This is a genomic window from Klebsiella sp. A52 (genome assembly GCF_018388785.1).
In the GTDB taxonomy this organism is placed as follows: Bacteria; Pseudomonadota; Gammaproteobacteria; order Enterobacterales; family Enterobacteriaceae; genus Klebsiella; species Klebsiella aerogenes.
The window spans coordinates 128,335-154,811 of sequence record NZ_CP074437.1 but is presented as its reverse complement, the minus strand read 5'-3'; the positions used below and the strand labels follow the sequence as shown (position 1 = coordinate 154,811).

Here is a 26,477-nt window from a genome sequence, read left to right as displayed (position 1 = left end):
AGTGATGAAAGCGGGTCGCCGGGCCGTTTTGCCCGGCGTGAGCGCTTACTGCGCGCTGGCGGGTTGGATATCGTGGATACGAATAAAGCCGACTTTATCAGGCGTCACATTCAGGCGCAGCGGGATATCGACATCGCTGGGCGCCAGGATGCTGGCCGGGGCGCTAATCAATTGATCCCGGACGTTGACTTCCTGATAGCTGTGGGTAGTGCCGGTAATCTGTCCGGAAGCGACGGTTGCGGTAAAGGCCGGGAGCGGATCGTTAGACTCGCCCTGGATGCGTAAGGTCAGGCGCGAACCGTCGCCATCTGGCGTAATGCTACCCACTGACATACGCAGGGTGCCGATCTGGCTCTCCAGCCGCGCCGGGGTTTTGGCCTCCGGCAGCAGATAAACGCCGCGGGTTGATTTAGCATTCAGTGCGTTTTGCTGGGTGATTTTTATTGTTTGCTGATTCAGCTGGGTCATCTCTTTGCTCAGCGTACTGACGCTCTCGTTCATCTGACGAACTTCGCTTTGCTGGGCGCAGGCGGTAAGGGTGAACAGGCTGCCGATGATAGCCAGTTGTAGGTAACGTCTTGTCATGGTCAGGATTCCGTTTACAGAGGATGATTAATGGTAGCTAAACTGAATTGGCCTACCATAGATCCTTTGTCTCAAAAGCTCTTTCTTTGTAGTCCGCTGACTTCAGGGTAAACTACCCTTCAGATTAACTACCTGTCAGGACGCGCCATGCATTGCCCTTTCTGTTTCGCCGTGGATACCAAAGTCATCGATTCTCGCCTGGTCGGCGAAGGCTCCTCCGTGCGTCGTCGTCGGCAGTGCCTGGTCTGCAATGAACGCTTTACCACTTTTGAAGTGGCGGAACTGGTGATGCCGCGGGTGGTAAAAAGCAACGACGTGCGCGAACCTTTTAACGAAGACAAGCTGCGTAGCGGGATGTTGAAAGCGCTGGAAAAGCGCCCGGTCAGCGCCGATGACGTCGAAATGGCGGTAAATCATATTAAAACCCATCTGCGCGGCACCGGCGAGCGTGAAGTCGCGAGTAAAATGATCGGTAATCTGGTGATGGAACAGCTGAAGAAGCTCGACAAGGTCGCCTATATTCGCTTCGCTTCCGTCTATCGCAGTTTCGAAGATATTAAAGAGTTCGGCGAAGAAATCGCCCGTTTACAGGACTAAGCCATGCAGGACGAAATGTACATGGCGCGAGCGCTGAAGCTTGCCGCGCGCGGACGCTTTACTACCCATCCTAATCCCAACGTCGGCTGCGTGATTGTAAAAGACGGCGAGATCGTCGGCGAGGGCTTCCATTATCGGGCCGGCGAGCCGCACGCGGAAGTGCACGCGCTGCGCATGGCCGGCGAGAAAGCCAAAGGCGCGACCGCCTACGTCACCCTGGAGCCCTGCAGCCACCATGGCCGCACGCCGCCGTGCTGCGACGCGCTGATCGCCGCGGGCGTGGCGCGCGTGGTAGCGGCAATGCAGGACCCGAATCCACAGGTGGCCGGTCGCGGCCTGTATCGCCTGCAGCAGGCAGGCATTGACGTCAGCCATGGGCTGATGATGAATGAAGCGGAAGCGCTGAATAAAGGTTTTCTGAAGCGCATGCGTACCGGTTTTCCGTGGATCCAGCTGAAGATGGGCGCTTCGCTCGATGGCCGTACGGCGATGGCCAGCGGCGAAAGCCAGTGGATCACCTCGCCGCAGGCGCGACGCGACGTACAGCGCCTGCGCGCGCAGAGCCACGCTATTCTCACCAGCAGCGCGACGGTGCTGGCGGACGATCCGGCGCTGACCGTGCGCTGGCAGGAGCTGAGCGCCGATACGCAGGCGCTCTATCCGCAGGAGAACCTGCGACAGCCGCTGCGTATCGTCATCGATAGCCAAAACCGCGTCACGCCGGAGCATCGAATTGTTCAGCAGCAAGGTGAAACTCTCTTCGCCCGCACCCATGCCGATGAACGTGCCTGGCCTGACAACGTGCGTACCCTGCTGGTGCCGGAGCATAACGGCCATCTCGACCTCGTGCTGCTAATGATGCAGCTCGGTAAACAGCAGGTGAACAGCATTTGGGTGGAAGCGGGGCCGACGCTGGCCGGCGCTTTGCTACAGGCCGGGCTGGTGGATGAGCTTATCGTCTATATTGCGCCTAAACTGTTAGGCAGTGACGCGCGCGGTTTATGCGCGCTGCCGGGGCTTGAGAAACTGAGCCAGGCCCCCCATTTCAAATTCAACGAGATACGTCAGGTCGGCCCCGATGTCTGCCTGCATTTAACGACTGCGTGATGTATTCCTAATATTAGGAAGCAGCGCCCAGAATATTATGATAAAATCCGCCCCCCTTGCGGGGCACATGAACCCGAAGGAAGAGTATGAACATTATTGAAGCTAACGTTGCTACCCCGGACGCTCGCGTCGCCATCACCATTGCGCGTTTCAACAACTTTATCAATGACAGCCTGCTGGAAGGCGCGATTGACGCCCTCAAGCGCATTGGTCAGGTAAAAGATGAAAACATCACCGTTGTTTGGGTTCCAGGCGCGTATGAGCTGCCGCTGGCGGCTGGCGCACTGGCAAAAACCGGTAAATATGACGCGGTGATCGCGCTGGGTACGGTGATTCGCGGCGGTACCGCCCACTTTGAATATGTGGCTGGCGGTGCAAGCAATGGCCTGGCGCACGTCGCTCAGGACAGTGAAATCCCGGTAGCCTTCGGTGTTCTGACTACTGAAAGTATTGAACAAGCCATCGAACGCGCTGGCACCAAAGCCGGTAACAAAGGCGCAGAAGCCGCGCTGACCGCGCTGGAAATGATTAACGTATTGAAAGCCATCAAGGCCTGATTTTTTGTAAGGGGAATTCCGTGAAACCTGCTGCTCGTCGCCGCGCCCGTGAGTGTGCCGTCCAGGCGCTCTACTCCTGGCAGTTGTCCCAGAACGACATCGCTGATGTTGAATACCAGTTCCTGGCGGAACAGGATGTAAAAGATGTCGACGTTCTGTATTTCCGCGAACTGCTGTCCGGAGTGGCGACTAACAGCGCGTATCTCGACGGTCTGATGAAGCCATACCTGTCGCGCCAGCTGGAAGAGCTGGGTCAGGTAGAAAAAGCGGTACTGCGTATCGCGCTGTTTGAGCTGTCGAAGCGTGATGACGTGCCGTACAAAGTGGCTATCAACGAAGCTATCGAGCTGGCGAAAACCTTCGGCGCTGAAGATAGCCACAAGTTTGTCAACGGCGTGCTGGATAAAGCGGCCCCGGTAATCCGTCCCCGCAAAAAGTAAACTGCAGGCCGGGCTTTGCAGGATCTGATCCTGCGAACCCGGCCTTATTCTTTTCTTTGCTGAGGCATAACGTATGGCATGCGGCGAATTTTCCCTGATTGCCCGTTATTTTGATCGCGTTAAAAGCGCCCGCCTTGATGTTGAAACCGGCATCGGCGATGACTGCGCGCTCCTGAATATCCCCGAGAAAAAAACGCTGGCAATCAGCACCGACACCCTGGTGGCGGGCAACCACTTTTTAGCCGACATCGACCCTGCCGACCTGGCGTATAAAGCGCTGGCGGTGAACCTGAGCGATTTGGCGGCGATGGGCGCGGAACCGGCGTGGTTAACGCTGGCGCTCACCTTGCCGGAAGCAGACGAAGCGTGGCTTGAAGCCTTTAGCGACAGTCTGTTTGTCCAGCTTAACTATTATGATATGCAGCTAATCGGCGGCGACACCACCCGAGGGCCGCTGTCGATGACGCTGGGTATCCACGGCTTTGTGCCGCCGGGGCGGGCGATGAAGCGTTCCGGAGCCAAGCCTGGCGACTGGATTTATGTCACCGGCACGCCGGGCGACAGCGCCGCCGGGCTGGCGCTTTTACAGGACCGGTTAACGGTTGATTCGCCAGCGGATGCCGATTACCTGCTGGCGCGCCATTTGCGTCCGATGCCCCGCGTGCTGCAGGGGCAGGCGCTGCGCGACCTGGCCAATTCAGCGATCGATCTTTCCGACGGTCTGATCTCAGACCTTGGTCATATCCTGAAGGCCAGCGCCTGCGGCGCGCGTATCGATCTCGATGCGATGCCGTACTCCGATGCTATGCTGCGCCAGGTCGATCCTGAGCAGGCGCTGCGCTGGGCGCTCGCCGGCGGCGAAGATTATGAGCTGTGCTTTACCGTACCTGAGCTGAACCGCGGGGCGCTCGATGTCGCGATTGGTCAGCTAGGCGCGCGTTTTACCTGTATCGGCCAGATCGTGGCGGAAGCAGATGGACTGCAGTTTATCCGTGAGGGTAAGCCGATTAAATTGGATTTAAAGGGGTACGATCATTTTGGCACGCAGTAGAGACGAGGCGAAAAGCCGCCTCAATATGCGCAATCCCTGGCACCTGCTGGCGACCGGGTTCGGTAGCGGGCTGAGCCCGGTGGTTCCGGGAACCATGGGGTCGCTGGCGGCGATTCCGTTCTGGTATCTGATGACCTTTCTTCCCTGGCAGCTCTATTCGCTGGTGGTGATGATGAGCATCTGTATTGGCGTCTATCTTTGCCACCGTACGGCTAAAGATATGGGCACCCATGATCACGGCAGCATCGTTTGGGATGAGTTTGTCGGGATGTGGATCACCCTGATGGCGCTACCGACGATGGACTGGCAGTGGGTGGCCGCCGGCTTCGTTATTTTCCGTATCTTCGATATGTGGAAGCCATGGCCAATCCGCTGGTTCGATCGCAATATTCATGGCGGAATGGGGATTATGGTCGACGATATTGTCGCCGGGGTGATCTCCGCCGGCGTACTGTATCTGATTGGCCACCACTGGCCGATAGGTCTATTCTAAATCTGCACCCCGGCGCGGCCGGGGTCTAAATTGCGGCGTTATTTGAAGCCGACGATTGGATGGGGCCGATAGGGCGCCTCCAGCTTGTCGATCTGTTCTGGCGTCAGGGTTAAATCGACGGCATGAAGGAGCTCATCCAACTGTTCCTGCCGCGAGGCGCCAATAATCGGCGCTGCCACGCCGGGCTTGCTTAATAGCCAGGCCAGCGCCACCTGTGCGCGGTTGGCGTCTAACTCCTCAGCCACTTCCTCCAGCTTCTGTGCTATCTGCTCATCATTGGCGTCGGTGGCGCTATACAGCGATTTACCGAACTCATCGGAGACGAGGCGTGCGGTCGTTTCTCCCCATGGTCGTGTTAGTCGGCCGCGCGCCAACGGGCTCCACGGCATGACCGCAATACCTTTGCGCTGGCATAGCGGCAGCATCTCGTTTTCTTCTTCGCGATAAATCAGGTTGTAGTGATCCTGCATGGTGACGAAGCGCGCCCAATTGTTCTGTTCCTGCAGGGCGAGCGCCTGGGCGAACTGGCGGGCATGCATTGATGATGCGCCGATATAGCGCGCTTTCCCGGCGCGTACGACATCGCTGAGCGCCTCCAGCGTCTCTTCGATGGGCGTGGCGTAATCCCAGCGGTGGATCTGCAACAGGTCGACATAGTCCATTCCCAGACGGCGCAGGCTATCGTCAATGGAGCGCATGATTTGCGCGCGTGATAGTCCCTGCGGCAGATCGCCGACCTGGTGATAAACTTTGGTGGCGACGATCACCGAATCGCGACGAGCGTACTCCCGCAGCGCGCGGCCAAGTATCTCTTCGCTGCTGCCATCGGAATAGTTGTTCGAGGTATCAAAGAAGTTAATTCCGCCTTCCAGCGCACGTTTAATCAGCGGACGGCTGCTCTCTTCAGGGAGCGTCCAGGCGTGATTGCCGCGGTCAGGTTCGCCAAAGGTCATACAGCCGAGACAGAGTCGGGAAACGCGAAGATGGGTATCGCCAAGAGGGATGTAGTGCATAAGACGCTCCTGCTACTTTAAAAGGTATCCTTTAAGCATAGCAGGAGCGGTATGGGCAATTATGCCAACCAGTCGCGGATTTTGGCTTCGATACCGGCGGCATCAAGGCCGAGATCGGCGCGAACTTCTTCCTGAGTCCCCTGTGGGATAAAGAAGTCCGGCAGGCCGATGTTCAGCACCGGTACCGGGCGACGGTGGGCCATCAAAAGCTCGTTTACGCCGCTGCCTGCACCGCCCATGATGGCGTTCTCTTCAAGGGTGACCAGCACATCGTGCTCGGCGGCAAGCTGCAGGATTAGCGCGTCATCAAGCGGTTTCACAAAACGCATATCGACCAGCGTCGCATTGAGTTTTTCCGCAACCTGCGCGGCTTCCGGCAATAATGTCCCGAAGTTAAGGATTGCCAGCTTCTGGCCGTTACGTTTCACCACTCCTTTCCCGATCGGCAGCGACGCCAGCGGCTCAAGCGCGGCGCCGGTTCCGGTACCGCGCGGATAGCGTACCGCGCTAGGACCGTCGTTATAGTGATAACCGGTGTAGAGCATCTGGCGACATTCATTTTCGTCGCTCGGGGTCATGATCACCATTTCCGGAATGCAGCGCAGGAAGGAGAGATCGAACGCTCCCTGGTGTGTCTGACCGTCGGCGCCGACGATGCCCGCACGATCGATTGCAAACAGCACCGGCAGCTTTTGAATGGCGACGTCATGGATCACCTGATCGTAAGCGCGCTGCAGGAAGGTTGAGTAGATCGCCACGATCGGCTTATAGCCGCCAATCGCCATCCCGGCGGCAAAGGTGACTGCGTGCTGTTCGGCAATGGCGACATCAAAATATTGATCGGGGAATTTCTTCGAGAACTCGACCATGCCCGAACCTTCACGCATCGCCGGAGTGACGGCCATCAGTTTGTCATCCTTCGCCGCGGTTTCGCACAGCCAGTCGCCAAAGACTTTCGAATATGTTGGCAGGCCGCCGCTGCTTTTTGGCAGCACGCCGCTGGTGTGATCGAATTTTGGTACCGCATGGAAGGTGATGGGGTCTTTTTCGGCCGGTTCATATCCACGGCCTTTTTTGGTCATGATGTGCAGGAACTGCGGTCCTTTCAGGTCGCGCATATTCTTCAGCGTATTAACCAGACCCAGCACATCGTGGCCATCTACCGGGCCGATGTAGTTAAAGCCCATCTCTTCGAACAGCGTGCCGGGCACCACCATACCTTTAATATGCTCTTCGGTACGTTTAAGCAGTTCTTTAATCGGCGGTACGCCGGAGAAGACTTTTTTGCCACCTTCACGCAGCGAGGAATACAGCTTGCCGGAGAGCAACTGCGCCAGATGGTTGTTCAACGCGCCGACATTCTCTGAGATCGACATTTCATTGTCGTTCAGCACGACCAGCATGTCTGGTTTGATATCGCCCGCGTGGTTCATCGCCTCAAATGCCATCCCGGCGGTGATAGCGCCATCGCCAATGACGCAAACGGTACGTCGCTGTTTGCCTTCTTTTTCGGCGGCAATAGCGACGCCGATCCCGGCGGAGATAGAGGTGGAGGAGTGACCGACGCTCAGTACGTCATATTCGCTTTCGCCGCGCCATGGGAACGGATGCAGCCCGCCTTTCTGCCGGATAGTGCCGATTTTGTCGCGACGACCGGTGAGAATTTTGTGCGGGTAGGCCTGATGACCGACGTCCCAGATTAAGCGGTCGAACGGCGTATTGTAGACATAGTGCAGCGCCACGGTCAGTTCAACCGTGCCAAGGCCAGAGGCAAAATGGCCGCTTGAGCGGCTCACGCTGTCCAGAAGATAGCGGCGCAGCTCATCGCAGAGCTTAGGCAGGCTATCTTTTGGCAGCAGGCGCAACTCCTGGGTGGAATCTACCAGCGCCAGGGTTGGGTATTTGGCAATATCAAAACTCATCAGAGACTCATTTATTGTTTATTTATCGCGCTGAATAATGTAATTCGCGAGCGCTTCCAGTGCCGTGGTATCCAGCGATTGCACAGCCAGTTCATCTAGCGCCTGGCGGGCATCGGCAACCAGATCGCGTGCTTTCTGCTGGGCTTGCTCAAGACCCAAAAGCGCCGGATAGGTACTTTTGCCTAACTGTTGGTCGGCACCCTGACGTTTGCCAAGAGTCGCAGTATCACCTACCACATCAAGAATGTCATCCTGCACCTGGAAGGCGAGACCGATATTCTCCGCAAAGCGATCGAGCGCCGGCAGCGCCTGACGGCCACGCTCGCCGGCGCTCAGCGCGCCAAGACGAACCGCCGCGCGGATAAGCGCTCCGGTCTTGTGACGGTGAATTCGCTCCAGCGTCTGCAGATCGACCTGTTTGCCTTCCGCCTCGAGATCCAGCGCCTGACCGCCGCACATTCCGGCGACGCCGCTGGCCTGGGCCAGTTCGGAAACCATCGCCAGACGGTCGCGATCCGGCACTTCCGGCATCGGCGTATCACTCAGTATAGAAAATGCCAGCGTTTGCAGGGCGTCACCGGCAAGAATAGCGTTCCCTTCGCCAAACTTGATGTGGCACGTGGGTTGACCGCGGCGCAGATCGTCGTCGTCCATCGCCGGCAGATCGTCATGCATCAGCGAGTAGGCATGAATGCACTCGACGGCGGCGGCTGGGGCATCCAGCGTGGAACGGCTAACGCCGAACATCTCGCCGGTGGCGTAAACCAGGAAAGGGCGCAGCCGTTTACCGCCTAATAATGCGCCATAGTGCATGGCTTCAACCAGCGGAGTGTTCTGAAACGGCTGCGGGGAGATAAAACGGCGCAGCGCGTCATTGGCCTGGGTGACACAGGCCTGTAATTGTTGCGGGAAGTCCATTTATTCAGCGTCCGGCGTAAAGGGAGTCAACGGCGCATCTTCGCTATCGGCCAGCAGGATTTGGACACGCTGCTCGGCCTGTTGCAGTTTCGTCTGGCCCTGGCGCGCGAGCTGCACCCCGCGTTCAAATTCGCTGAGTGCTTCTTCCAGCGGTAGTGCGCCGCTTTCCAGACGATTAACGATCTGCTCGAGTTCGCCTAAAGCGCTCTCAAAGCTGGCCGGGGCCTCATTTTTCTTTGGCATAGTGAATATAGACTCTTGTTATGTCTCGATGGCTATCAGTATGGTAACGGAGTCGGGCGGTTAAGCAAACTCGCGGCATTCACCCTACGGATACATTTTTGCGAAAATGCGCAATGCCAGGCGAAAAGCGAACAATGATGGTATACTCCGCGCCCTGGATGCAGACGCTGTATTGCGCCTGTACAACTTTTTTGCTTAAAGCCCCGTCGGGCTTGCCAACGAACTATTGTCGCCATGAAGTTTATCATTAAATTGTTCCCGGAAATCACCATCAAAAGCCAATCTGTGCGGTTGCGCTTTATTAAAATTTTAACCGGGAACATTCGTAACGTTCTCAAAAACTATGATGAGACGCTCGCCGTCGTTCGTCATTGGGATCATATCGAAGTTCGCGCGAAAGACGAAAATCAGCGTCCGGCTATTCGCGACGCGCTGACCCGTATCCCGGGCATTCACCATATTCTGGAAGTGGAAGATGTACCTTTCACCTCGCTGCACAACATTTTTGAGCAGACATTACCGCTGTGGCGCGAGCAGCTCGAAGGCAAAAGCTTCTGCGTGCGTGTGAAGCGCCGTGGTAAACATGAATTCACCTCAATTGAGGTTGAGCGCTACGTTGGCGGCGGCCTGAACCAGCATATCGAATCGGCGCGCGTGAAGCTCACCGACCCGGACGTGACGGTTAACCTCGAGATCGAAAACGATCGCCTGTTGCTGGTGAAAGGGCGCTATGAAGGTATTGGCGGCTTCCCCATTGGTACTCAGGAAGATGTGCTGTCGCTCATCTCCGGCGGTTTCGACTCCGGGGTTTCAAGCTATATGCTGATGCGCCGCGGCTGCCGCGTACACTACTGCTTCTTCAACCTCGGCGGCGCGGCGCATGAAATCGGCGTTCGTCAGGTGGCGCACTATCTGTGGAACCGCTTCGGCAGCTCCCATCGCGTTCGTTTCGTGGCAATCAATTTTGAGCCGGTCGTTGGCGAAATTCTTGAAAAAGTCGATGATGGTCAGATGGGGGTGGTGCTCAAACGTATGATGGTGCGTGCGGCATCGAAAGTCGCTGAGCGTTATGGCGTGCAGGCGCTGGTGACCGGCGAAGCGCTGGGCCAGGTCTCCAGCCAGACGCTGACCAACCTGCGTCTTATCGATAATGTCTCTGACACGCTGATCCTGCGTCCGCTGATTTCGCATGATAAAGAACACATCATCAATCTTGCGCGTGAAATCGGCACGGAAGATTTTGCCCGCACCATGCCGGAATACTGCGGCGTTATCTCGAAGAGCCCAACCGTAAAAGCGGTGAAAGCGAAGATCGAAGCGGAAGAAGAGAACTTCGACTTCAGCATTCTGGATAAAGTGGTTGAGCAAGCGAATAACATCGATATTCGCGATATCGCCCAGCAAACGCAGCAGGACGTGGTGGAAGTGGAAACCGTCAGCGGCTTCAGCGCCAATGACGTGATTCTCGATATTCGTTCTATCGATGAGCAGGATGACAAGCCATTAAAAGTGGAAGGCGTCGATGTTGTTTCGCTGCCGTTCTATAAACTGAGCACCCAATTTGGCAACCTCGATCAAAGCAAAACCTGGCTGTTGTGGTGTGAGCGCGGCGTGATGAGCCGTCTGCAGGCGCTATACCTGCGCGAGCAGGGCTTTACTAACGTGAAAGTGTATCGTCCGTAATTCGCCTGTACTACTTATGAAAAGCCTTCCCTTAGGGAAGGCTTTTTTACATCTATTGGCTGGCGTATCAGCGTAGCGTCATCGCCAGCGCATTCAACTGATCGATAACGATATTCCATCCCTCAAAAAATCCCATTTTTTCATGCTGCTCGCGGGTTTCATCATCTGCATGCAGTACCGTAGCCGTATAGCGACAGCCGTCGTTTTCATCCGCAAAGGTAATAATAGCCGTCATAGCAAAAGGGGTAACGGCCGGCCGAAAGTTCTCGGTTAGCATTGAGGTCATGACTAATTTTTGCTGCGGAATGACTTCAAGAAAGCAGCCGGGGTTATCGCTACGTTCACCGTCAGGGCCGTGCATCACGGTGTGAAAAGCCCCACCTGGACGCAAATCAAAGGCCAGAACGTCGGTATACCACGGCTTAGGGCACCACCAGGTTTTGAGTAATGCCGGATCGGACCACGCGCGCCAGAGAGCTGAAGTGGGCGCGCTGAGCCAGCGGCTAATGACGAGGTCACGAGAATCGGTTGCGCTACGGGACATGCTACGGCTCCTCAAGATACAGGGGGCCAGTCCGCTGCGCGGACCGGCTATCAGGATTCGTAGTAATTATAGATGCCAGCAGCCATGACCAACTGCGAAGCCACTTCATACGCTTTTTCGCGCCCGACCAGCAGGTCAATCATTTTGAGGGCGAAATCAATAGATGTTCCAGGCCCCTGGCTGGTCAACAAATTAACCCTGGGATCCCAGACGACGCGTTTATCCTGCCACTGTTCGGCGGGGATATGCTCTTTTAGCGCCGGGAAACCGGTCATGTTGCCGATAGGGAACAGATTATGTGGCACCAGAACGGTCGCTGGCGCGGCACAGATTGCCGCCACGATGCGCCCGGATAAATGAAATTGTCTTACGGTTTCTACCAGCAAAGGGCTGTCGCGGAAGCACTCGGCGCCTTTAATTCCGCCAGGCAAAACGATGATATCAAAATCGCCATCGGCGACTTCGACCAGCGGCGCATCCGCGAGGAGCTTCACGCCTCTTGAGCAGACAATCGTTAGATTGCCATCACTGGCGACGCTGGCTGTGGTCACTTTCACACCGCCGCGCGCTAATAAATCGATAGTGGTGACCGCTTCGGTCTCTTCGCTACCAGGGGCGAGGCAAATCAGTGCCGACGCGCTCATAAATATTCTCCTTTCGCTTTACCTGTTCAAATAAACGGGCATTTTCCGGCACTGACAGACCGTGGGCCCGGGCGCGATTAAGCAGAAAACCGGTGATATAGTCGATTTCCGTATGCCGCTGCGCGCGGATGTCCTGCAACATCGATGAAATATTATCTGCAGTACTTTCAATGACCTGATTCACATACAATAACAGGTTTTCTGCCGACGTATGAATGCCTTCACGTTGCATTACTGCGGCGACTTCCTGACAGATAACATTGATTTCATGCGGAAAATCACGCAGATCGCCATTTCTGCAATCTTTCAGCGCGGTCAGGGGGTTAATCACGCAGTTGACGGCCAGCTTACTCCACAACGCCGGGTGGATATTGTCGTGCCAGGCGACATCCGGCAGTACGTTTTGTAGGATGTCGGCGAGGCCGCTGTAATCTTCGCTATAGCTTTTAGCAGGGCCGATATGAGTGGTTCCCTGTGCGACGTGAATGATGACATTGCCATCGCGTCGGGCGGCGTGGGTGGTGGACGCCAGCAGCAGTGGTTGCTTAATGTTTTTTAATTCATTCAGGGTGCCCATGCCGTTATGAATAAGCAAAATAGGCGCCGAAGCCGGTAATATAGCGGCCAGATTTTTCACCGCCTGCGAAACCTGCCATGCTTTTAACGTCACCAGTAGCAAATCGCTGGAGGCGAGAAAATCAGGATCGTTAGCAGTCATTGATTCGTTAAAGGTGCTACCGTCAGTCTCAATGAGATTAACGCTACAAAATGGTTGCGGGACGCGTAACCAGCCCTGGACCTCATGTCCGTTTTTACACAGCGCGGTTAACCACAGTTGTCCCAGTGCACCGCATCCCAGTACGGTTACTTTCATTATTCCTCCTCACCTGCGACTCCCAGGCGCTTGTAGCTAAAGTATAGCGTTATCAGCTAAGCTTCCGGGATAACAAGTTGAGTTATGCCGCGTTGTGGGTATTATGCAACGCAAAAGAAACGGAAGGAGAGGAAAAGATGCCATCTTTCGATATTGTCTCTGAAGTCGATCTTCAGGAAGCGCGTAATGCGGTCGAAAACGCAAGCCGCGAAGTCGAGTCACGATTTGATTTTCGTAATGTTGAAGCCACCTTTGAGCTGAATGAAACCAGTAAAACCATCAAGGTGCTGAGTGAGTCTGATTTCCAGGTCAATCAATTATTAGATATTTTACGCGCGAAGCTGCTCAAGCGCGGCATTGAGGGAAGTTCGCTCGACGTACCAGAAACCTTTGTACATAGCGGAAAAACCTGGTTTGTCGAAGCTAAGCTGAAACAGGGTATTGAGAGCGCAATACAGAAGAAAATCGTTAAATTGATTAAAGACAGCAAGCTAAAAGTACAAACGCAGATTCAGGGCGAAGAAATTCGTGTCACAGGTAAATCCCGTGACGATTTGCAGTCGGTAATGGCGTTGGTGCGTAGTGGCGATCTTGGCCAGCCATTCCAGTTCAAAAACTTCCGCGATTAACACGCAAAGCCCGATGGCGCAACGCCATTCGGGCATTGCGCTGATGTCGATGCCGGAGAAGGCTTAAGCCGCTCTCCGGCAAATCTAGATTTCATTACTGATCCCTTCCGTCCTGCTTTGTAATCCTTCAACAAAGTATTCAGCATATTTTTTCATGACCAACGCCAGGTTAGTTTTGCTAATTAATTTCTCAAATTGAACCTCAAAACGATGAATTCATACTTACATGATAAAACATGAGAGTGAATAAACCCCAGAAGAAGAGGGGCATACAGCGTTGATCTCAATCATGAAATAAGGAAAGTTGATTATGCACGGAACGAATTCACTTTTTGTTCATTATTTTAATCGGTGAAACTGTAACGGAGTAAGGATACGGCGTTGTGTGTGCCATTATTTATTACGCATCGCTAAAAAAATTTTGAATTGGTTTAGCAGGCGAGATGAGAACTGATGAACTAACAGCGTTGAAACGAGTCGTTACGCTCGATGCGTGGACAGGGGATGTCTCATATTTTGTATGAATTGAATCAATTTTCTTTGTTCCATGTAGGTATATGCATTCGGCGTAGGCGAGCGCAAAAATACATTTTTAATATATTTAAAAATAATTTATTGAATAGAACTGCATATAACATTTGATGAGTTTACGTGCTTTTCACAGGGATTTTGTATGCATGATGCGTACTTAAAATAGTCAGGGTGAATATTGCTGCATTAGCGCAGATTATTCCTTCTGGCTGCACTCAATCAATACTATCTTAGAAAGGTTCATATGAAATACCACGAAAACAAAAAAAGGTCAGTGAAATTAAACCCGATTGCAGCGTCATTATTACTACTGATGCCCGTAATGGCGCAGGCGGAAATTTCTATTAAAAATGGCAGCGTTACTGAAGCTTCCAATGGCGTGCCGGTTGTTAATATCGCCAAAGCGAACAGCAATGGCCTTTCGCATAACGTATATGACACGCTGAATGTTGGTGCCGAGGGCGTTATTTTTAATAACGCGACAAGCGCAGCACAGTCCGTGCTGGCAGGGCAGATTGCGGCCAACCCGAACCTTACGGATGGCAGCGCAATGGTTATTCTTAACGAAGTAACTTCAACAAATGCCAGTACCATTAATGGCATGATGGAAGTTGCTGGTGATTCCGCTCACTTAATCATTGCCAACCCTAATGGCATTACGACTCAGGGAGGCGGGTTCATCAACGCTGAAAAAGGGACATTGACGACTGGCACGCCAAAGATCGGTGATGATGGGCTGCTAAATGGCTATTCGGTTAATGGCGGAACGATTACGGTAAGTGGATTTCAGAGCGACTCGCCGACCGAAATCCTCGCGCGCAGTATCGTGGTGAATGGCGCTCTTTCTGCGAGTGAACTTAATGTCGTCGCTGGCAATAATGCCCTTAATACTGAGGGGGTGGTGACGGGTACCGTGACTGCTACTGGCAATGCTAGCAGCTATGGCGTGGATGTATCAAAGTTAGGCGGAATGTACGCGAATAAGATTAACCTCGTCAGTACTGAAACTGGGGTTGGCGTGCGAAACCAGGGGACGATTGCAGGTGGCGATAGCGGTATAAAGCTTACCAGCAATGGGAAGTTGGTTAATAAAAACGCAGCTATCCAGTCTAGTGGCGATATCACCCTGAACACCAACGGTGTTTTAGAAAATAGCGCAGGGAAAATCAACAGCGATAAAATGATCGCTATTGATACTGCGGGTAATAAAGTTAGTAATATCAACGGTGGTAATATTTTAGCAACCACGAATAACTATATTACCAGCGGTGAATTCGATAATAGTAATGGTAAACTGGCTGCTGGACAAACGCTGGCTGTCAATACCAGTGGTAATACTTTTACCAATACCGGAAAAGCTAAAACGGCGGGTATTGAGGCGGGTGTCGTTGCAATAGAATCAGGTGATTTTAATAATAACAACGGTCAGATTCATGCTGGCTATGTTGGCCTGAAAAATACATCGTTAACCAATAATGGTGGAACTATTGATTCAACGGGCAATGTCGAAGTTGAAAGTACTGGAAACATTGAAAACGTAACTGGTTTGATCCGTTCCAGTGCTGGTGCTGTAAAATTAACGACAACGAAAGCAGTTAAAAACAACGACAACAAATCGGCTGATACCACGGGCGGTGAATCCTTGGGCATCGTCTCAGGTAATGGCATCGAGATTGCTGCTGACTACTTATTCAACTGGGCTGGCGAAATTGCCTCAGATGGTGATGTAAATATCAAAACGACCCGTGATATCGATAACTACATGGGTAAAATTGAAAGCAGTAAGACTGTTTCAATTACTGGTCGCGACATCAATACCAGCCAATCCGGTATTAACGGAGGAGATGGTGTAAATATCGATCTCGATAATTACTACAGCCGCTTGGGGGTGATAACTTCAGTAAACGGTGATGTTACTATCAAAGCCAACACCGTGAGCACAGACAGTTCAGTCATTAAAGCTAAAAATATCAGTATCGATTCCGGAGCTGATATCGATGCTAAATATACTATGATGGTTGCTGATCAAAAACTAGCGCTTAATGCGGCAGGCAAAATCACCAGCACCGATAGCGACAAGTTCGGTTTCTATGTTGGCCAATATTTCGGTTATGGAAACCAACAAGGTGGTTTAATTGGTGGTGAGGGTGTTGATATTACGGCGAAAAGCCTGAATAACGAATCCGGTCGTATCATTGCGCAAACCGGTGATGTAAATATTAACCTGACTGGCGATCTTGCCAGTAACAAAGGGCAGATTGTTGCGAATTCAGGAAAAATGACGATTGCAGCGAAGAGAATTGCCGCTGATTATGCAACAATCTACAGCTCAGGCAACATGAAGATTGATGCCAGTGGATTATCGTCCAAAGCAAGTGGCTCTATTGCAAAAAACACGGCTACCGGTATCATCTCTTCTGATAGCGATGTATTGATTAATATTAATGGAGATTATAATAATACCGGCTGGGTAAACGCCAAAGGTAATATGACGGTAAATGCTTCTGGTTATCTGACTAATAACCATGCATTTAGTGCTGATGGTGATTTGAACCTGACGGGGAAAACCATTACTAATAACAGTGATATTGCTGCTGGAAATACCCTTAATATTTCTACAGCAAATGACCTGACCAATAATCTTGGCGCGAACATTTCGGCTAAAACAACTAACGTCACCGCTAAAAATATCTCTAACTGGGCTAATTTAGTTGCTGACAGCGAATTGAACGTCACGGCAAGTAATAACATTTACAATTACGGTAATCTATATACCAATGGTAAAGCTGTTATTAATGCCAAGAAAATAGTCAATACTGGTTTTTGGGCTGTATTAGGTGGTGCGCAAGGATTTCAGACTACTGCTAATATTGTAAACATTTTTGGTACCGTGGTCGGTAAATAAATCAGGTAGCAGGTGAAAGCAGTAAGGGATTACTGCTTTCACATTATCAGGATATGAAATGGATATTCGACATACATTAATTATTACTTCTCTTTTTTTGGTTGCGCTTCCTGTGGCTGCTGCTGATGTTCAGTTAGGTCGTCTTATAAAAGAACAGCAAAGTAACGATAATGCGTCCTTACAAGACAGAAAAATAGAGCAGAAAGATGTATATTCTGATGCCACAACAAAGAAACATGCTGATAGCACATTCCCGCAAGAAACACCTTGTTTTCAGATCAATGAATTGATTCTTAGTGATGATTTTTTAGATAATAATGAAATAAAGAAAATAAAAAATCAGGTAGTTGGTCAATGTCTCGGAATGAATGGGCTCAAAAAGGCTGCGGTGCTGTTCCAGGATTATTATATAAACGCAGGGTATATTACTACCAGAGTTGAAATTCCAACTCAGGATTTATCAACGAAAAAATTAAAACTGACAGTAGTGCCTGGAAGAATTTCAGAGATCGTTGTTGCTGGAAATGATATAAGCAAGTGGATTTTACCTTTTTCAGATGGCGATATTCTGAACATCCGAGATCTAGAACAAGGCCTGGAAAACATACAGAGAACCCCTGAGGTGGATGTAAAGATCAACATTCTGCCAGGTTCCGAAAATGGTTCGAGCAAAGTAGTAATAAATACGCAGCGCAAAAAAAAATGGAGCTTAAGGGCTTCCTATAATAACTTCGGCGATCAGGGTACTGGTAGTGAACTTATCGGTGGAACAAGTTATTTATATAATGTCACAGGCTTGAGTGACCTTTTTTATCTTGCAGGGACAGGTAGCCAAACGGGTGGCTATAAGAACGTGAGTACTTATTATAGTGTGCCATTCGGTTATTATGATCTTAGTCTCTATTATAGTAAAAGTAAATCCCATCAAGGCATCGATATTGGTGCATATACTTTTGACTATATTGGCAAGACAGAATACTTCAGTCTTAAAGGCAATAGAATGCTATACCGCAATGTGAACTCAAAATTGTCTGCAAGCGCTGAACTGATCAGACGTAAGTATGACTACACATTGGGTGGGACAGAACTGGTATTGCAAAAGCGTGATATGGGTAATGTACGGTTAGGCGTAAATTATAAGAGAAACTTTACCGGGGCTGCACTGGACTCCACGGTAACCTGGCAGCGGTTTACCAAGGCGTTTGGCGGTACCGATACACCTGATATGCGCACTGGCACTGTTAGTAAAGAAAGTCAAATTGTGAACCTTAATGTGAATTACGTGAAATGGTTAACAATGTTGCCAGTTAACGCCTATTATGAACTTAATTTTGGCGCCCAGTATTCACCGGATAATTTGACGTTACAGGATCAGTTCACGATAGGCGATCGTTGGAGTGTGCGTGGTTTTCAAAATAGTGATGGGATCTATGGCAATAAAGGTTTCTTTTTACAGAACACGCTAAATGCAGTGACGGGTTATAAAGGTCTCATACCCTATATCGGTGCAGATTACGGTCAAATAATTGGTAAGTTACCTTCACAGAACCTTAGTGGCAAAAAAATAATGGGTGGTATTTTAGGTGTCAAAGGGGCTGTCAGAGCTCTGGAATATGATGCTTCGGTATCAGCCCCTTTTATCTATCCTAATAATTTGGATGTCGATGAATATAAATTAAATTTCAACTTTGCGTACCAGATTTAATTCATTGGGGGATGTGCAATGCGTATTGGTACAGATATTGTTGAAGTGGCAAGAATAGAAAAAGCCATTGCCAATGATAAGTCAGGGTTTCTTCATCGAGTATTTACGGAGAATGAGATCAAAGATATTGATTTTCCTTTCCCTAATTATGAGAGGGCATCAGGGTTTTGGGCTGCTAAGGAGTCCCTGGTAAAAGCCATAGGGTATGGATTTAGTCAGGGGATCCGTTTCCATGACATTGAGGTCGTTCATGATGAACATGGAAAACCTGAATTCATATTGTCAGGGAGTGTTAAGGAGATTCTAAATAATCAACAAATTATGAATATATCATTGAGTATTTCACACTGCCGGACATATGCGATAGCCGCAACCATAATCTATTAATAAAGGCATTCATGTAAAATGTATAAGTATAGCGATCTTGTAAATAAAAAGGTGCTGATTACTGGTGCCAGCGGCGACATAGGTCTTGCAATTTGCGAGAAATTTCTTGAGCAAAAATGCACGGTATATGCGTTGTATAAATCAAATGTCGAGCCTTTGATTGCTCTGAAAGGAAACCATGCTAATGGCAACTTACTTAATATTTTGCCATGTGATCTCACAAGCCAGAAAGAAGTGACTGCGTTGTGTGAGCGCTTGACTGTCGAAGCCGGAAGACTGGACGTGCTGGTGAATAATACGGGTATTGTTAAGGATAGCCTCTTTGCATCAATGACCTTTGATGATTTTTATTCTGTCATTAGCATTAATTTACTTAGCCTGTTCCGGTTAACGAAGGAAGCATTAATGCTATTACGTTCAGCGGAAAATCCAGTTGTTATTAATGTCGCATCGGTGGCTGCTCTTGTACCAAGCGTTGGTCAGGCAAACTATAGCGCATCAAAAGGTGCAATATTAAGTTTTACCAGGACACTTGCCGCTGAGCTGGCGCCGCGGGGAGTACGCGTTAATGCGGTCGCGCCGGGGATGATTGAATCTAAAATGGCGAAGAAGGTTCCACGTACAGTTGTTCGTGAAGTGACTAACTCAATTCCATTAAAACGACTCGGAAAATGTGACGAGGTGGCCAACGTTATTGTTTATTTAAGTTCTTCAGCATCTAGCTATATCATAGGGCAAACCATCGTCGTCGATGGTGGCATGGTAATGCGGTGATATATGTCTAAGTATTCAATACCACCAAAAATTTTTCTTGCTATGGGCGGCTGGCGTCAACCTTTACTCATGGTAGATAAAATAGTCGATTTTAAATACGGAGAGAATGGCTTCATCAAAGTTATAAAACATGTAACTTATAATGATCCTTATCTGCTTGGACATTTTCCGGAAGATCCCATTATGCCAGGAGCGATCATTTCTGAGATATTTGGCCAGGCAAGCGAGTATTATTCTTTTCTCACTGATATCTGTGATATTTATCAACAACACTCGGGTAAAGAACTTAGGTCATTGCGTGATATCCATGCTTATATCAAGCATCCGGATATGTTGAGCATAATACATACAAGGCGTGCTGCGGTGCGTGGAGTGTTAGCATCACAGAATTTGAAATTTAAAGAAACGGCTTACCCGGGAGATACGATTGAAGTGGTAAGCAAGCTCTCATTTTCTGACGATAGTGGGTTTAAACATTATTTAGTTACAGCTAATGTTGGCAAGAAAATTATTAGCCAGGGCGTCATTATTAACTTTAGAGAAATCATTTAATTATCCAAGGAGTCCGGTGTGACAAACATCCATGATGAAATTGATGAAAGAAAAAAAATGATCATTACGATTAAAAACGAAATTATTCAACGCCTGAATGTCCAGCGTGAGGCTCATCAAATAGATGATGATACGCCCTTGTTTGGCAATGGCTTGAAACTTGACTCTGTCGATGCAACGGAGATTATCGTTATGCTTGATAAAACCTTCAACATCCAGGTCTCAGAAGGCGATGATCCAGCCTATATGCGCAGCATAAATAATCTGGCATCTTTCATTCTAAAGAAAAAAACATCCTGAATTGATAAGGTTATATTGAAGGGTATTTTATGAAGTTACTTTCTGATCTCCATTTTAACAACAATGCGGTTATGGGTATCTATAATCACCAATGCGTACCTTCTTCATATCATGATATTTATGAAGAGTATAAAGCTGTGCGTGAAAATGTCTTGCTGATAGATTATTCTCATATGTCCATTACCAGTGTGATGGGGGAGGATGCATGGGCGCTTGTAAACTATTTGGTCTCTGCTGATGTATCGATCATCCGTGATGAGCAGGGTATTTACTCTTTGCTGCTTAACGCTGATGGAACTATTCGCGGTGATGCTTATGTTCTGTGCGCCGCTGAAGGCTATTATATTCTATCCGAGAATCTGACTGCACAAGAAGTGATAAATGTCCTGAATGAAATCCTTGTTAAGGCGGATGATTTAGATATTCAGGAGATTCCAGAAATAAAATCGATGGGAGAGGATGACTGGGGCGTCATTATGCTGGAAGGGCCTTATGCCTGGGAAGTAATGGCAGAGGTTTATGGTTTTGATATCATTGGCCTACCTTACTATGAATATATGAATACCAATGATGGACTTATGGTTTTTCGTTGTGGGAAACATGGCGAATTCGCATATCAATTGATTGGTGCACAAGCAACGCTTGTCACCATGTGGATGAAGTTACAAGAAATAGGCGCCAGGTATTCGCTGAAAACCGGTGGCTTAGAATATCAACGTCTGGTGAGAATTGAAAATACAGGATGGGATGAAAGTATTTACCCTCGCTATTCTACAAATCCGGTGGAACTGCAAATGCAGTGGGCTATCCAGTATGATAAAGAGGACTTTATTGGTAAGAGTGCAGTCGTGGAGTTATCGCGAAATGGCGCACAACGTAAGCTTATTGGGATCTCTCCATGCGATGAATGTTGTCAGATCGATTCAGATGATCTTGTGATGGTTAATGGACAACAGGTAGGGGTTATTATTAATGCAACATATTCGCCGGCCAGGCAAGCATGGATTGCGTTGGCCCTTATTGATGAATGTTATGCGTTAGCCGATATTTCAGGTTTTAGCCTTAAAACCGCAAATGGTGAAATCGCTGCGAAAACACAGAACTTACCCTTTATTTATAACTTGAGTTTGTTGGTTAATCCCACAACGCATAGCTTTGTTGATGCTTCGAAAGCAAAGAGCGCGTTTGCCACGGTATAACGTTTAGCGATGACAATATTATATCCAGCATCGGTCGGTAGAAAATAACAATCGGGATAAAGCATAATATTATGAAAACTAGTAGAAAAAGAGTGGTTATTACCGGTATGGGGATTTTGTCGTCTCTGGCTGACAACATCGCAGACTTCAGGCAAGCGCTGCTGGAGAAAAAAAATGGCATCGCTGATAGTGCGCGTTTCTCTAAATGGTTTGCAAACGCCCGTGCGGCTGAAATGCTGCATCAAATTCATTGTCCCGAATTATCGAAAGAGGTTGTCTCATCGCTAGATAATGCTGCACTTTGGGCCTACAAAGTTGGTAAGGAAGCACTAGAGCAGGCAGAACTGGCGACCCATCGGGAGTGCCTGGAACAGATGGGGCTGATTGTAGGCGTTTCTTCTGCAGGCACTGAAGCATTCCTTCCGTTATTTGAGCAGCATATTCAGGACTTTTCGTTACGGAAGGCTCTTTTTTCAGGCAGCTTTTCATCGTGTTGTTCCAGCGCATCTACGTTATTAGGCCTGAAAGGAGGCGTGGAACTCGTTGCAACGGCTTGTACGGCAAGCCCGAACGCCGTCGGCATGGCTTTTGATTACATCCAAAACGGCAAAAGCAAGGCTATGCTGGCTATTGGAACAGAACCTATTTATTTACCCACCTTTGCCGGTTTTTATGCCCTGAACGTTATGCACCCGCAATCGTGTTCGCCATTTTCGGGGCATTCAGGTATGTCTATTGGCGAAGGCGCAGGGGCAATAGTCCTGGAAGAGTATGAGCATGCGGTCGCGCGTGGTGCGACGATTCTCGGCGAAATTCTCTCGTACGCCACCTCGTGTGATGCATACCATGAAACGGGGCCCGACCCGCGCGCTAGCGGCGCAGTGCAGGTCATGCAGAAAGCCATGGCGAATGCAGGTATCAAACCTGAGCAAATTGATTACGTTAATGCGCATGGTACGGGAACGCAGGCTAATGACCAAATAGAAACTCTGGCGATGAAGAAAGTTTTCTCTGGCGCCGAAAATATATTGATCAGTTCTACTAAATCGTATTTTGGCCACAATATTGGCGCCGCCGGTATTGTCGAGCTCATCGCTTGTTTAGTTACCCTTCCGCAGAAGCATGTTCTGCCAACGTTGAATTTTTCGCAGCCGCGCCCTAACTGCGATCTGGACTACGTCGCGAATGAGTTTCGTCACAAAGATATCAATATCTTTATGAAGAATAACTACGCATTCGGCGGTAATAATTGCTGCATGATTGTCAGTACCAAGCCGTGTTCAGTTCCTCTTACCGCCTATGATGCCAAACGTGTTGTTATAACTGGGATAGGTGCCGTATCGGCTATTGGACATACGCTTAATGAAATTCTTCGCTATATCCATGAAGATGCCAGGTCGCTGGAGTTGAGCGGCGTAGTATTTCCTGATGACACGCTTGAAGAGGCTAAAGCGCTGTTGGATGTTGTAGAAAAAACTAATCAGTTTGCGGAAATATTTGGCGAAGAATATCGAGAAACGGCCTACCGACAGCCGGAGTCAGAAAAGCACTTTAAAACTTACCAGGTGAAAGGCCTCGAACCACGTAAACATTTACGCCGCTATGACCCACGCAAGGCAACGCGCGGCGGTACGTTTGCGCTGATTGCACTTTCAGAAGCGCTGAATAGGGCGAAACGCAAGATTAAACGTGACGGAGAGGAGCTGGGCATGGTTCTGGGAATGGCCCGTGGACCGCAAGAAACTACCTATAAGTATTTACAAAGTTTAAAGCCCGATCCGCGCAAAGTACGTACTTCAGAGTTTCCTGGTTCGCTGATGAACTCGATGACGACATTCTGTGGGATTTCGGAAGGTATAAAGGGATATACGACTACGTTAGCGACCGGTGAAAACGCCGCGCTTGGCGCATTGACTTATGGCTATGAAATTGTTCGCCAGCAACTACAGCCACAGGTCATTGTTGGTGGGGCTGATGAATATTTTCCATCGATGTCCCTGTATATGGATGCGGTGACCAACAAGATTCATATGACGTCAAATGTCGCTGATTATCAGATATATGCCAAAGAGGAACATGGATATGTTCCTGGTGAAGGGGCCTGTATGCTGTTATTGGAAGACGCGCGTGCAGCAGCTACCCGTGGCGCTGAAATATTGGGAGAAATTGCAGGTTATGGTAAGTCATGCAGTAATTCCTACTTTGATGCGACGCAGATTGAGGAAAAATCTACCGCAATGTCGCTGGCGATCGCTCGCGCGCTTGCCGATGCGGGTATTACCGCAAAAGAGATTGATTTAGTGTGTGGAACTAGTAGTGGCAGCGAAGTTAGCTCAATCATAGAAATTAATGCAATCTATGATTCATTCCATAGCCATAATCCACATGTTCCAGTGGTGAATTATAACGCATTTTTTGGCTTTGTTGCTTCGTCTGCAGGGCTTTTAAACCTGGCGGTGATTCTTGATTGTATTCAAAGACAATCGGTTCCTGCTATTCCATATACACAAAACTTTGCCGACGCAAGAATTAACTTTGTAAAGAAAACACGAGAAATAGCTATCAAATACGCGCTTTTAATTGGCGCTACAGAAGGCGGGAATTATTACGCTATCGTGATTAAAGGATAACAAGGTGAGCGGGAGAGCTATTATTTCTGGCTTCAGTGTATCCTTGCCATATGCTGAGAATAGTTCGCTGTTAATTCGAAATCTGCAGCAAGGAAAACGGGTACATTTGTCGCCATGGTTTATATCAGATAACCAGGCTAGAGAATGTGGATTTGCAGAGAATATATTCATTGCGAAACTACAACGAGAAAACGATAGCGCTTTTGAACTGGTGTACAAACTCATTGATGACGCCTTACTACAGGCTGGTCTTAGTAATGACAGCCTGAAAGGCAACAGAGTTAGAGTATATATTACCGGAATAGGCCCTCGTGTTGATGTTATGGATTACAGGAATTTTTATAATTACAATGATATGGAAGATGTTTCGGTAACATCTTCAATTAAAAATCTTTCTGTAAAAAATATGTCGCAGGATAATGTTTCTTATACGCTGGGGCTAAAGTATGAGTTGCAATATTTGCCGCCAAATATGAACTGTACAAGTAACTCATCATTGACGGCTATTCATTTGGTTACCAGGGCAATAGAGAGTGGAGGTATTGACCTCGGGCTTGTTATTAATATTTCAAAAATTAAATATCAGGATCTTGTATTCCTTGCAAGCCAGGGAATGTTGGACAGTAAAATTGTCCAGCCCTTCGGGGTAAACAGCAATGGTGTGCATTTTGCCGAAGGCTATAGCGTTATGTTACTGGAAAGTCAACAACACCGAATGATGCGCGGAAAAAGTCCGGGAGTATGTATTACTTCGGCATATAAGCAAATTAATGCTAGTCGAAGTAATGATGCATCCTGGCAAAGCACCAGCATTTTGAAGTTGATTCATTCATTATTAAATGATGCTGGGGTGAGAAAAGAAGACCTTTGTGGATTCATCCCTCACGGTAATGGAACCTCATCCAGTGATAAAGTTGAAGCAAAAGCGATCGCTATGTTTGCTGGTGAAACCCCGCTTCCCGTATTGGCCTATAAAGGACAAGTTGGTTATACCGCAACGGGATCTGGGGTGATAGACCTAATTATTGGCTATCATTTACTGCTCACGAATGAATTGATTTTTCCTGTTATCAATGACGAAATCATAGATGATGTCGCTTGCCATATCTCCGTAGAAGGAGGTGTGAGGAAGCATGAAAAAAACCATCTTCTGAAGACCGGGTTAGGCGTCGATGGTTCAGTTGTTGCGTTATTAATGACAAATTTGAATATGAGTTGTGGTTGATATGAATAGTAAGATGTATTTGTCTTCATATTCATTTCTTGAACCTGAAGAACCGTTTAATTTATATTATCCAAACTGGTTAAATGTATGGGAGTCGCATTCATTCAATACCGCGCTCAAGGCAACGGGAGCGAATGGTTGGCGATTTAAACGCTTTGGCACACGTGCCGAAATATATAATCGTGAAATCACAAGGCGACCAGATCATATACCCTATATTAATGCCATGGAAAGAGTGTCGGACGATGCTCTACATAGCTTATCAGCAAAAGAACGGATGCTACTCCTGAAATCACGAACCGCCTTTATCTATATTGATTCATGGGGGGAGTCAGGCGTTTTTGAATACAATATAAGTAGCCTTAACTTATCCACTATTGATACTTTACCTAAGAATTTGATTAAGAAATTTTCTATCAACAACGTGACCTGTAAAATACGAGGTGAAAACTATGCTCTATTTCAGGCAATGGCATTGACACAGGATTATCTTGCTTGGGATGTATTTGATTTTGTCGTTATCTGCGGAGGTTACCGTGCGGTGCCGTTGTTGGCTTTTACCGCAGAAAGCCTTAGCCAAGGCGAAAGGAAAAAATATCATAAGCATGTTCCTGGCGTGAATGTGTCAATTGAAAGAGTGGGCTGCTTTATATTCAGTAGAAGAGAAAGTCATATGAGAGTGAACTGTGGTCCATATATATCTAATGGTGTAGACCGCTTGTTTGTATCACAATCAGAAAAAAATAATGATATTGACTTGGTTGCCTATGCCGGTGGTATCAATAAATTAATACCACCTTCTAACAAAGGAGTCGATCTCATTACTCGTTATGGTTGTAGCGGCTGCATGACCCCTGCTTTGAGCTGGCAATACATTGCACACCACGCTTTGCATAATGGCTGTCTTCGAACCGTTATCCCTGGGGCAGTCGGTGGCTATGCTTATTTTGATACCTGGTACGAATAGAA

General features: G+C 48.9%; 26 protein-coding genes. 18 read left to right on the top strand and 8 right to left on the bottom strand.

All coding sequences use genetic code 11. From position 1 onward, the window contains the following. Positions 1-45: 45 nt before the first annotated feature. The gene (locus KGA69_RS00735; protein ID WP_045390924.1) at positions 46-585 is read right to left on the bottom strand and encodes a SadB/YajI family lipoprotein; all 540 of its coding nucleotides are present in this window, start codon (positions 583-585) and stop codon (positions 46-48) included. Between the two features lie 147 nt (positions 586-732). Between KGA69_RS00735 and nrdR the strand changes: the two genes are divergently transcribed. The 6 genes from nrdR (at position 733) to pgpA (ending at position 4,830) form a co-directional block, all read left to right on the top strand. After that, positions 733-1,182, top strand: a complete 450-nt coding sequence (nrdR, locus tag KGA69_RS00730; RefSeq protein WP_002890417.1) for a transcriptional regulator NrdR — start codon at positions 733-735, stop codon at positions 1,180-1,182. Positions 1,183-1,185: 3 nt separating this feature from the next. Next, positions 1,186-2,289, top strand: a complete 1,104-nt coding sequence (gene ribD / locus KGA69_RS00725) for a bifunctional diaminohydroxyphosphoribosylaminopyrimidine deaminase/5-amino-6-(5-phosphoribosylamino)uracil reductase RibD (RefSeq protein WP_045390921.1) — start codon at positions 1,186-1,188, stop codon at positions 2,287-2,289. A gap of 86 nt (positions 2,290-2,375) precedes the next feature. Beyond that, a complete protein-coding gene (ribE, locus tag KGA69_RS00720) occupies positions 2,376-2,846 on the top strand; it encodes a 6,7-dimethyl-8-ribityllumazine synthase (RefSeq protein WP_001021161.1) in 471 nt (156 codons plus the stop codon). 20 nt (positions 2,847-2,866) lie between these two features. Next, positions 2,867-3,286, top strand: coding sequence for a transcription antitermination factor NusB (nusB, locus tag KGA69_RS00715; protein ID WP_015367993.1), 420 nt, complete (start codon positions 2,867-2,869; stop codon positions 3,284-3,286). Between the two features lie 73 nt (positions 3,287-3,359). Continuing rightward, positions 3,360-4,337: a thiamine-phosphate kinase gene (gene thiL / locus KGA69_RS00710; protein WP_045390918.1), complete on the top strand. Its 978-nt coding sequence runs from the start codon at positions 3,360-3,362 to the stop codon at positions 4,335-4,337. A gap of 25 nt (positions 4,338-4,362) precedes the next feature. Then, positions 4,363-4,830: a phosphatidylglycerophosphatase A gene (gene pgpA / locus KGA69_RS00705; protein ID WP_045390915.1), complete on the top strand. Its 468-nt coding sequence runs from the start codon at positions 4,363-4,365 to the stop codon at positions 4,828-4,830. Positions 4,831-4,868: 38 nt separating this feature from the next. On the opposite strand, the gene KGA69_RS00700 is transcribed toward pgpA, so the two are convergent. The 4 genes from KGA69_RS00700 to xseB are packed head-to-tail and all read right to left on the bottom strand — an operon-like array spanning position 4,869 to position 8,926. Continuing rightward, on the bottom strand, positions 4,869-5,843 hold the full coding sequence (locus KGA69_RS00700; RefSeq protein WP_045381017.1) for an aldo/keto reductase: 975 nt from the start codon (positions 5,841-5,843) through the stop codon (positions 4,869-4,871). A 59-nt stretch (positions 5,844-5,902) separates the two neighbouring features. Next, entirely contained in the window at positions 5,903-7,765 is a 1,863-nt protein-coding gene (dxs, locus tag KGA69_RS00695) for a 1-deoxy-D-xylulose-5-phosphate synthase (RefSeq protein ID WP_045390912.1), read from the bottom strand. Between the two features lie 18 nt (positions 7,766-7,783). Then, complete coding sequence (ispA, locus tag KGA69_RS00690) at positions 7,784-8,683, bottom strand: (2E,6E)-farnesyl diphosphate synthase (RefSeq protein WP_213292735.1); 900 nt, start codon at positions 8,681-8,683, stop codon at positions 7,784-7,786. Then, the gene (gene xseB / locus KGA69_RS00685) at positions 8,684-8,926 is read right to left on the bottom strand and encodes an exodeoxyribonuclease VII small subunit (protein WP_045390907.1); all 243 of its coding nucleotides are present in this window, start codon (positions 8,924-8,926) and stop codon (positions 8,684-8,686) included. Between the two features lie 234 nt (positions 8,927-9,160). On the opposite strand from xseB, the gene thiI reads away from it, so the two are divergent. Next, a complete protein-coding gene (thiI, locus tag KGA69_RS00680; RefSeq protein ID WP_045390904.1) occupies positions 9,161-10,609 on the top strand; it encodes a tRNA uracil 4-sulfurtransferase ThiI in 1,449 nt (482 codons plus the stop codon). A 67-nt stretch (positions 10,610-10,676) separates the two neighbouring features. Here the strand turns inward: thiI and KGA69_RS00675 are convergent, their stop codons facing one another. Genes KGA69_RS00675 through panE form a run of 3 tightly spaced genes read right to left on the bottom strand, consistent with a single transcriptional unit; the run spans position 10,677 to position 12,671 of the window. After that, positions 10,677-11,153: an SRPBCC family protein gene (locus KGA69_RS00675; RefSeq protein ID WP_020079493.1), complete on the bottom strand. Its 477-nt coding sequence runs from the start codon at positions 11,151-11,153 to the stop codon at positions 10,677-10,679. Between the two features lie 50 nt (positions 11,154-11,203). Beyond that, entirely contained in the window at positions 11,204-11,797 is a 594-nt protein-coding gene (gene yajL, locus KGA69_RS00670; protein WP_045390902.1) for a protein deglycase YajL, read from the bottom strand. Next, positions 11,760-12,671, bottom strand: a complete 912-nt coding sequence (gene panE / locus KGA69_RS00665; RefSeq protein ID WP_049059416.1) for a 2-dehydropantoate 2-reductase — start codon at positions 12,669-12,671, stop codon at positions 11,760-11,762. Before panE ends, yajL begins: the two co-directional genes overlap by 38 nt. Before the next feature lie 137 nt (positions 12,672-12,808). Between panE and KGA69_RS00660 the strand changes: the two genes are divergently transcribed. From KGA69_RS00660 to KGA69_RS00610, 11 genes are all read left to right on the top strand, one after another. Next, on the top strand, positions 12,809-13,300 hold the full coding sequence (locus KGA69_RS00660) for a YajQ family cyclic di-GMP-binding protein (protein ID WP_045390897.1): 492 nt from the start codon (positions 12,809-12,811) through the stop codon (positions 13,298-13,300). Positions 13,301-14,075: 775 nt separating this feature from the next. Continuing rightward, positions 14,076-16,736, top strand: coding sequence for a two-partner secretion domain-containing protein (locus KGA69_RS00655; protein ID WP_213292734.1), 2,661 nt, complete (start codon positions 14,076-14,078; stop codon positions 16,734-16,736). 58 nt (positions 16,737-16,794) lie between these two features. Further along, positions 16,795-18,441, top strand: a complete 1,647-nt coding sequence (locus KGA69_RS00650) for a ShlB/FhaC/HecB family hemolysin secretion/activation protein (RefSeq protein WP_213292733.1) — start codon at positions 16,795-16,797, stop codon at positions 18,439-18,441. 18 nt (positions 18,442-18,459) lie between these two features. After that, on the top strand, positions 18,460-18,828 hold the full coding sequence (gene acpS, locus KGA69_RS00645) for a holo-ACP synthase (protein ID WP_063447996.1): 369 nt from the start codon (positions 18,460-18,462) through the stop codon (positions 18,826-18,828). An 18-nt stretch (positions 18,829-18,846) separates the two neighbouring features. Then, positions 18,847-19,602 carry an SDR family oxidoreductase gene (locus KGA69_RS00640; RefSeq protein ID WP_045390887.1) on the top strand — a complete coding sequence of 252 codons (756 nt, stop codon included), beginning with the start codon at positions 18,847-18,849 and terminating at the stop codon, positions 19,600-19,602. Between the two features lie 3 nt (positions 19,603-19,605). Then, positions 19,606-20,154, top strand: a complete 549-nt coding sequence (locus KGA69_RS00635) for a hotdog family protein (RefSeq protein WP_045390884.1) — start codon at positions 19,606-19,608, stop codon at positions 20,152-20,154. Between the two features lie 18 nt (positions 20,155-20,172). Continuing rightward, positions 20,173-20,454, top strand: coding sequence for an acyl carrier protein (locus tag KGA69_RS00630; protein WP_213292732.1), 282 nt, complete (start codon positions 20,173-20,175; stop codon positions 20,452-20,454). Between the two features lie 29 nt (positions 20,455-20,483). Further along, on the top strand, positions 20,484-21,653 hold the full coding sequence (locus KGA69_RS00625) for an aminomethyltransferase family protein (protein ID WP_045390878.1): 1,170 nt from the start codon (positions 20,484-20,486) through the stop codon (positions 21,651-21,653). A 71-nt stretch (positions 21,654-21,724) separates the two neighbouring features. Then, complete coding sequence (locus KGA69_RS00620) at positions 21,725-24,283, top strand: beta-ketoacyl-[acyl-carrier-protein] synthase family protein (RefSeq protein ID WP_072047956.1); 2,559 nt, start codon at positions 21,725-21,727, stop codon at positions 24,281-24,283. Positions 24,284-24,287: 4 nt separating this feature from the next. Next, positions 24,288-25,508: a beta-ketoacyl synthase N-terminal-like domain-containing protein gene (locus KGA69_RS00615; RefSeq protein ID WP_213292731.1), complete on the top strand. Its 1,221-nt coding sequence runs from the start codon at positions 24,288-24,290 to the stop codon at positions 25,506-25,508. Position 25,509: 1 nt separating this feature from the next. Then, positions 25,510-26,475: an ATP-binding protein gene (locus KGA69_RS00610; RefSeq protein ID WP_213292730.1), complete on the top strand. Its 966-nt coding sequence runs from the start codon at positions 25,510-25,512 to the stop codon at positions 26,473-26,475. Positions 26,476-26,477 lie beyond the last annotated feature (2 nt).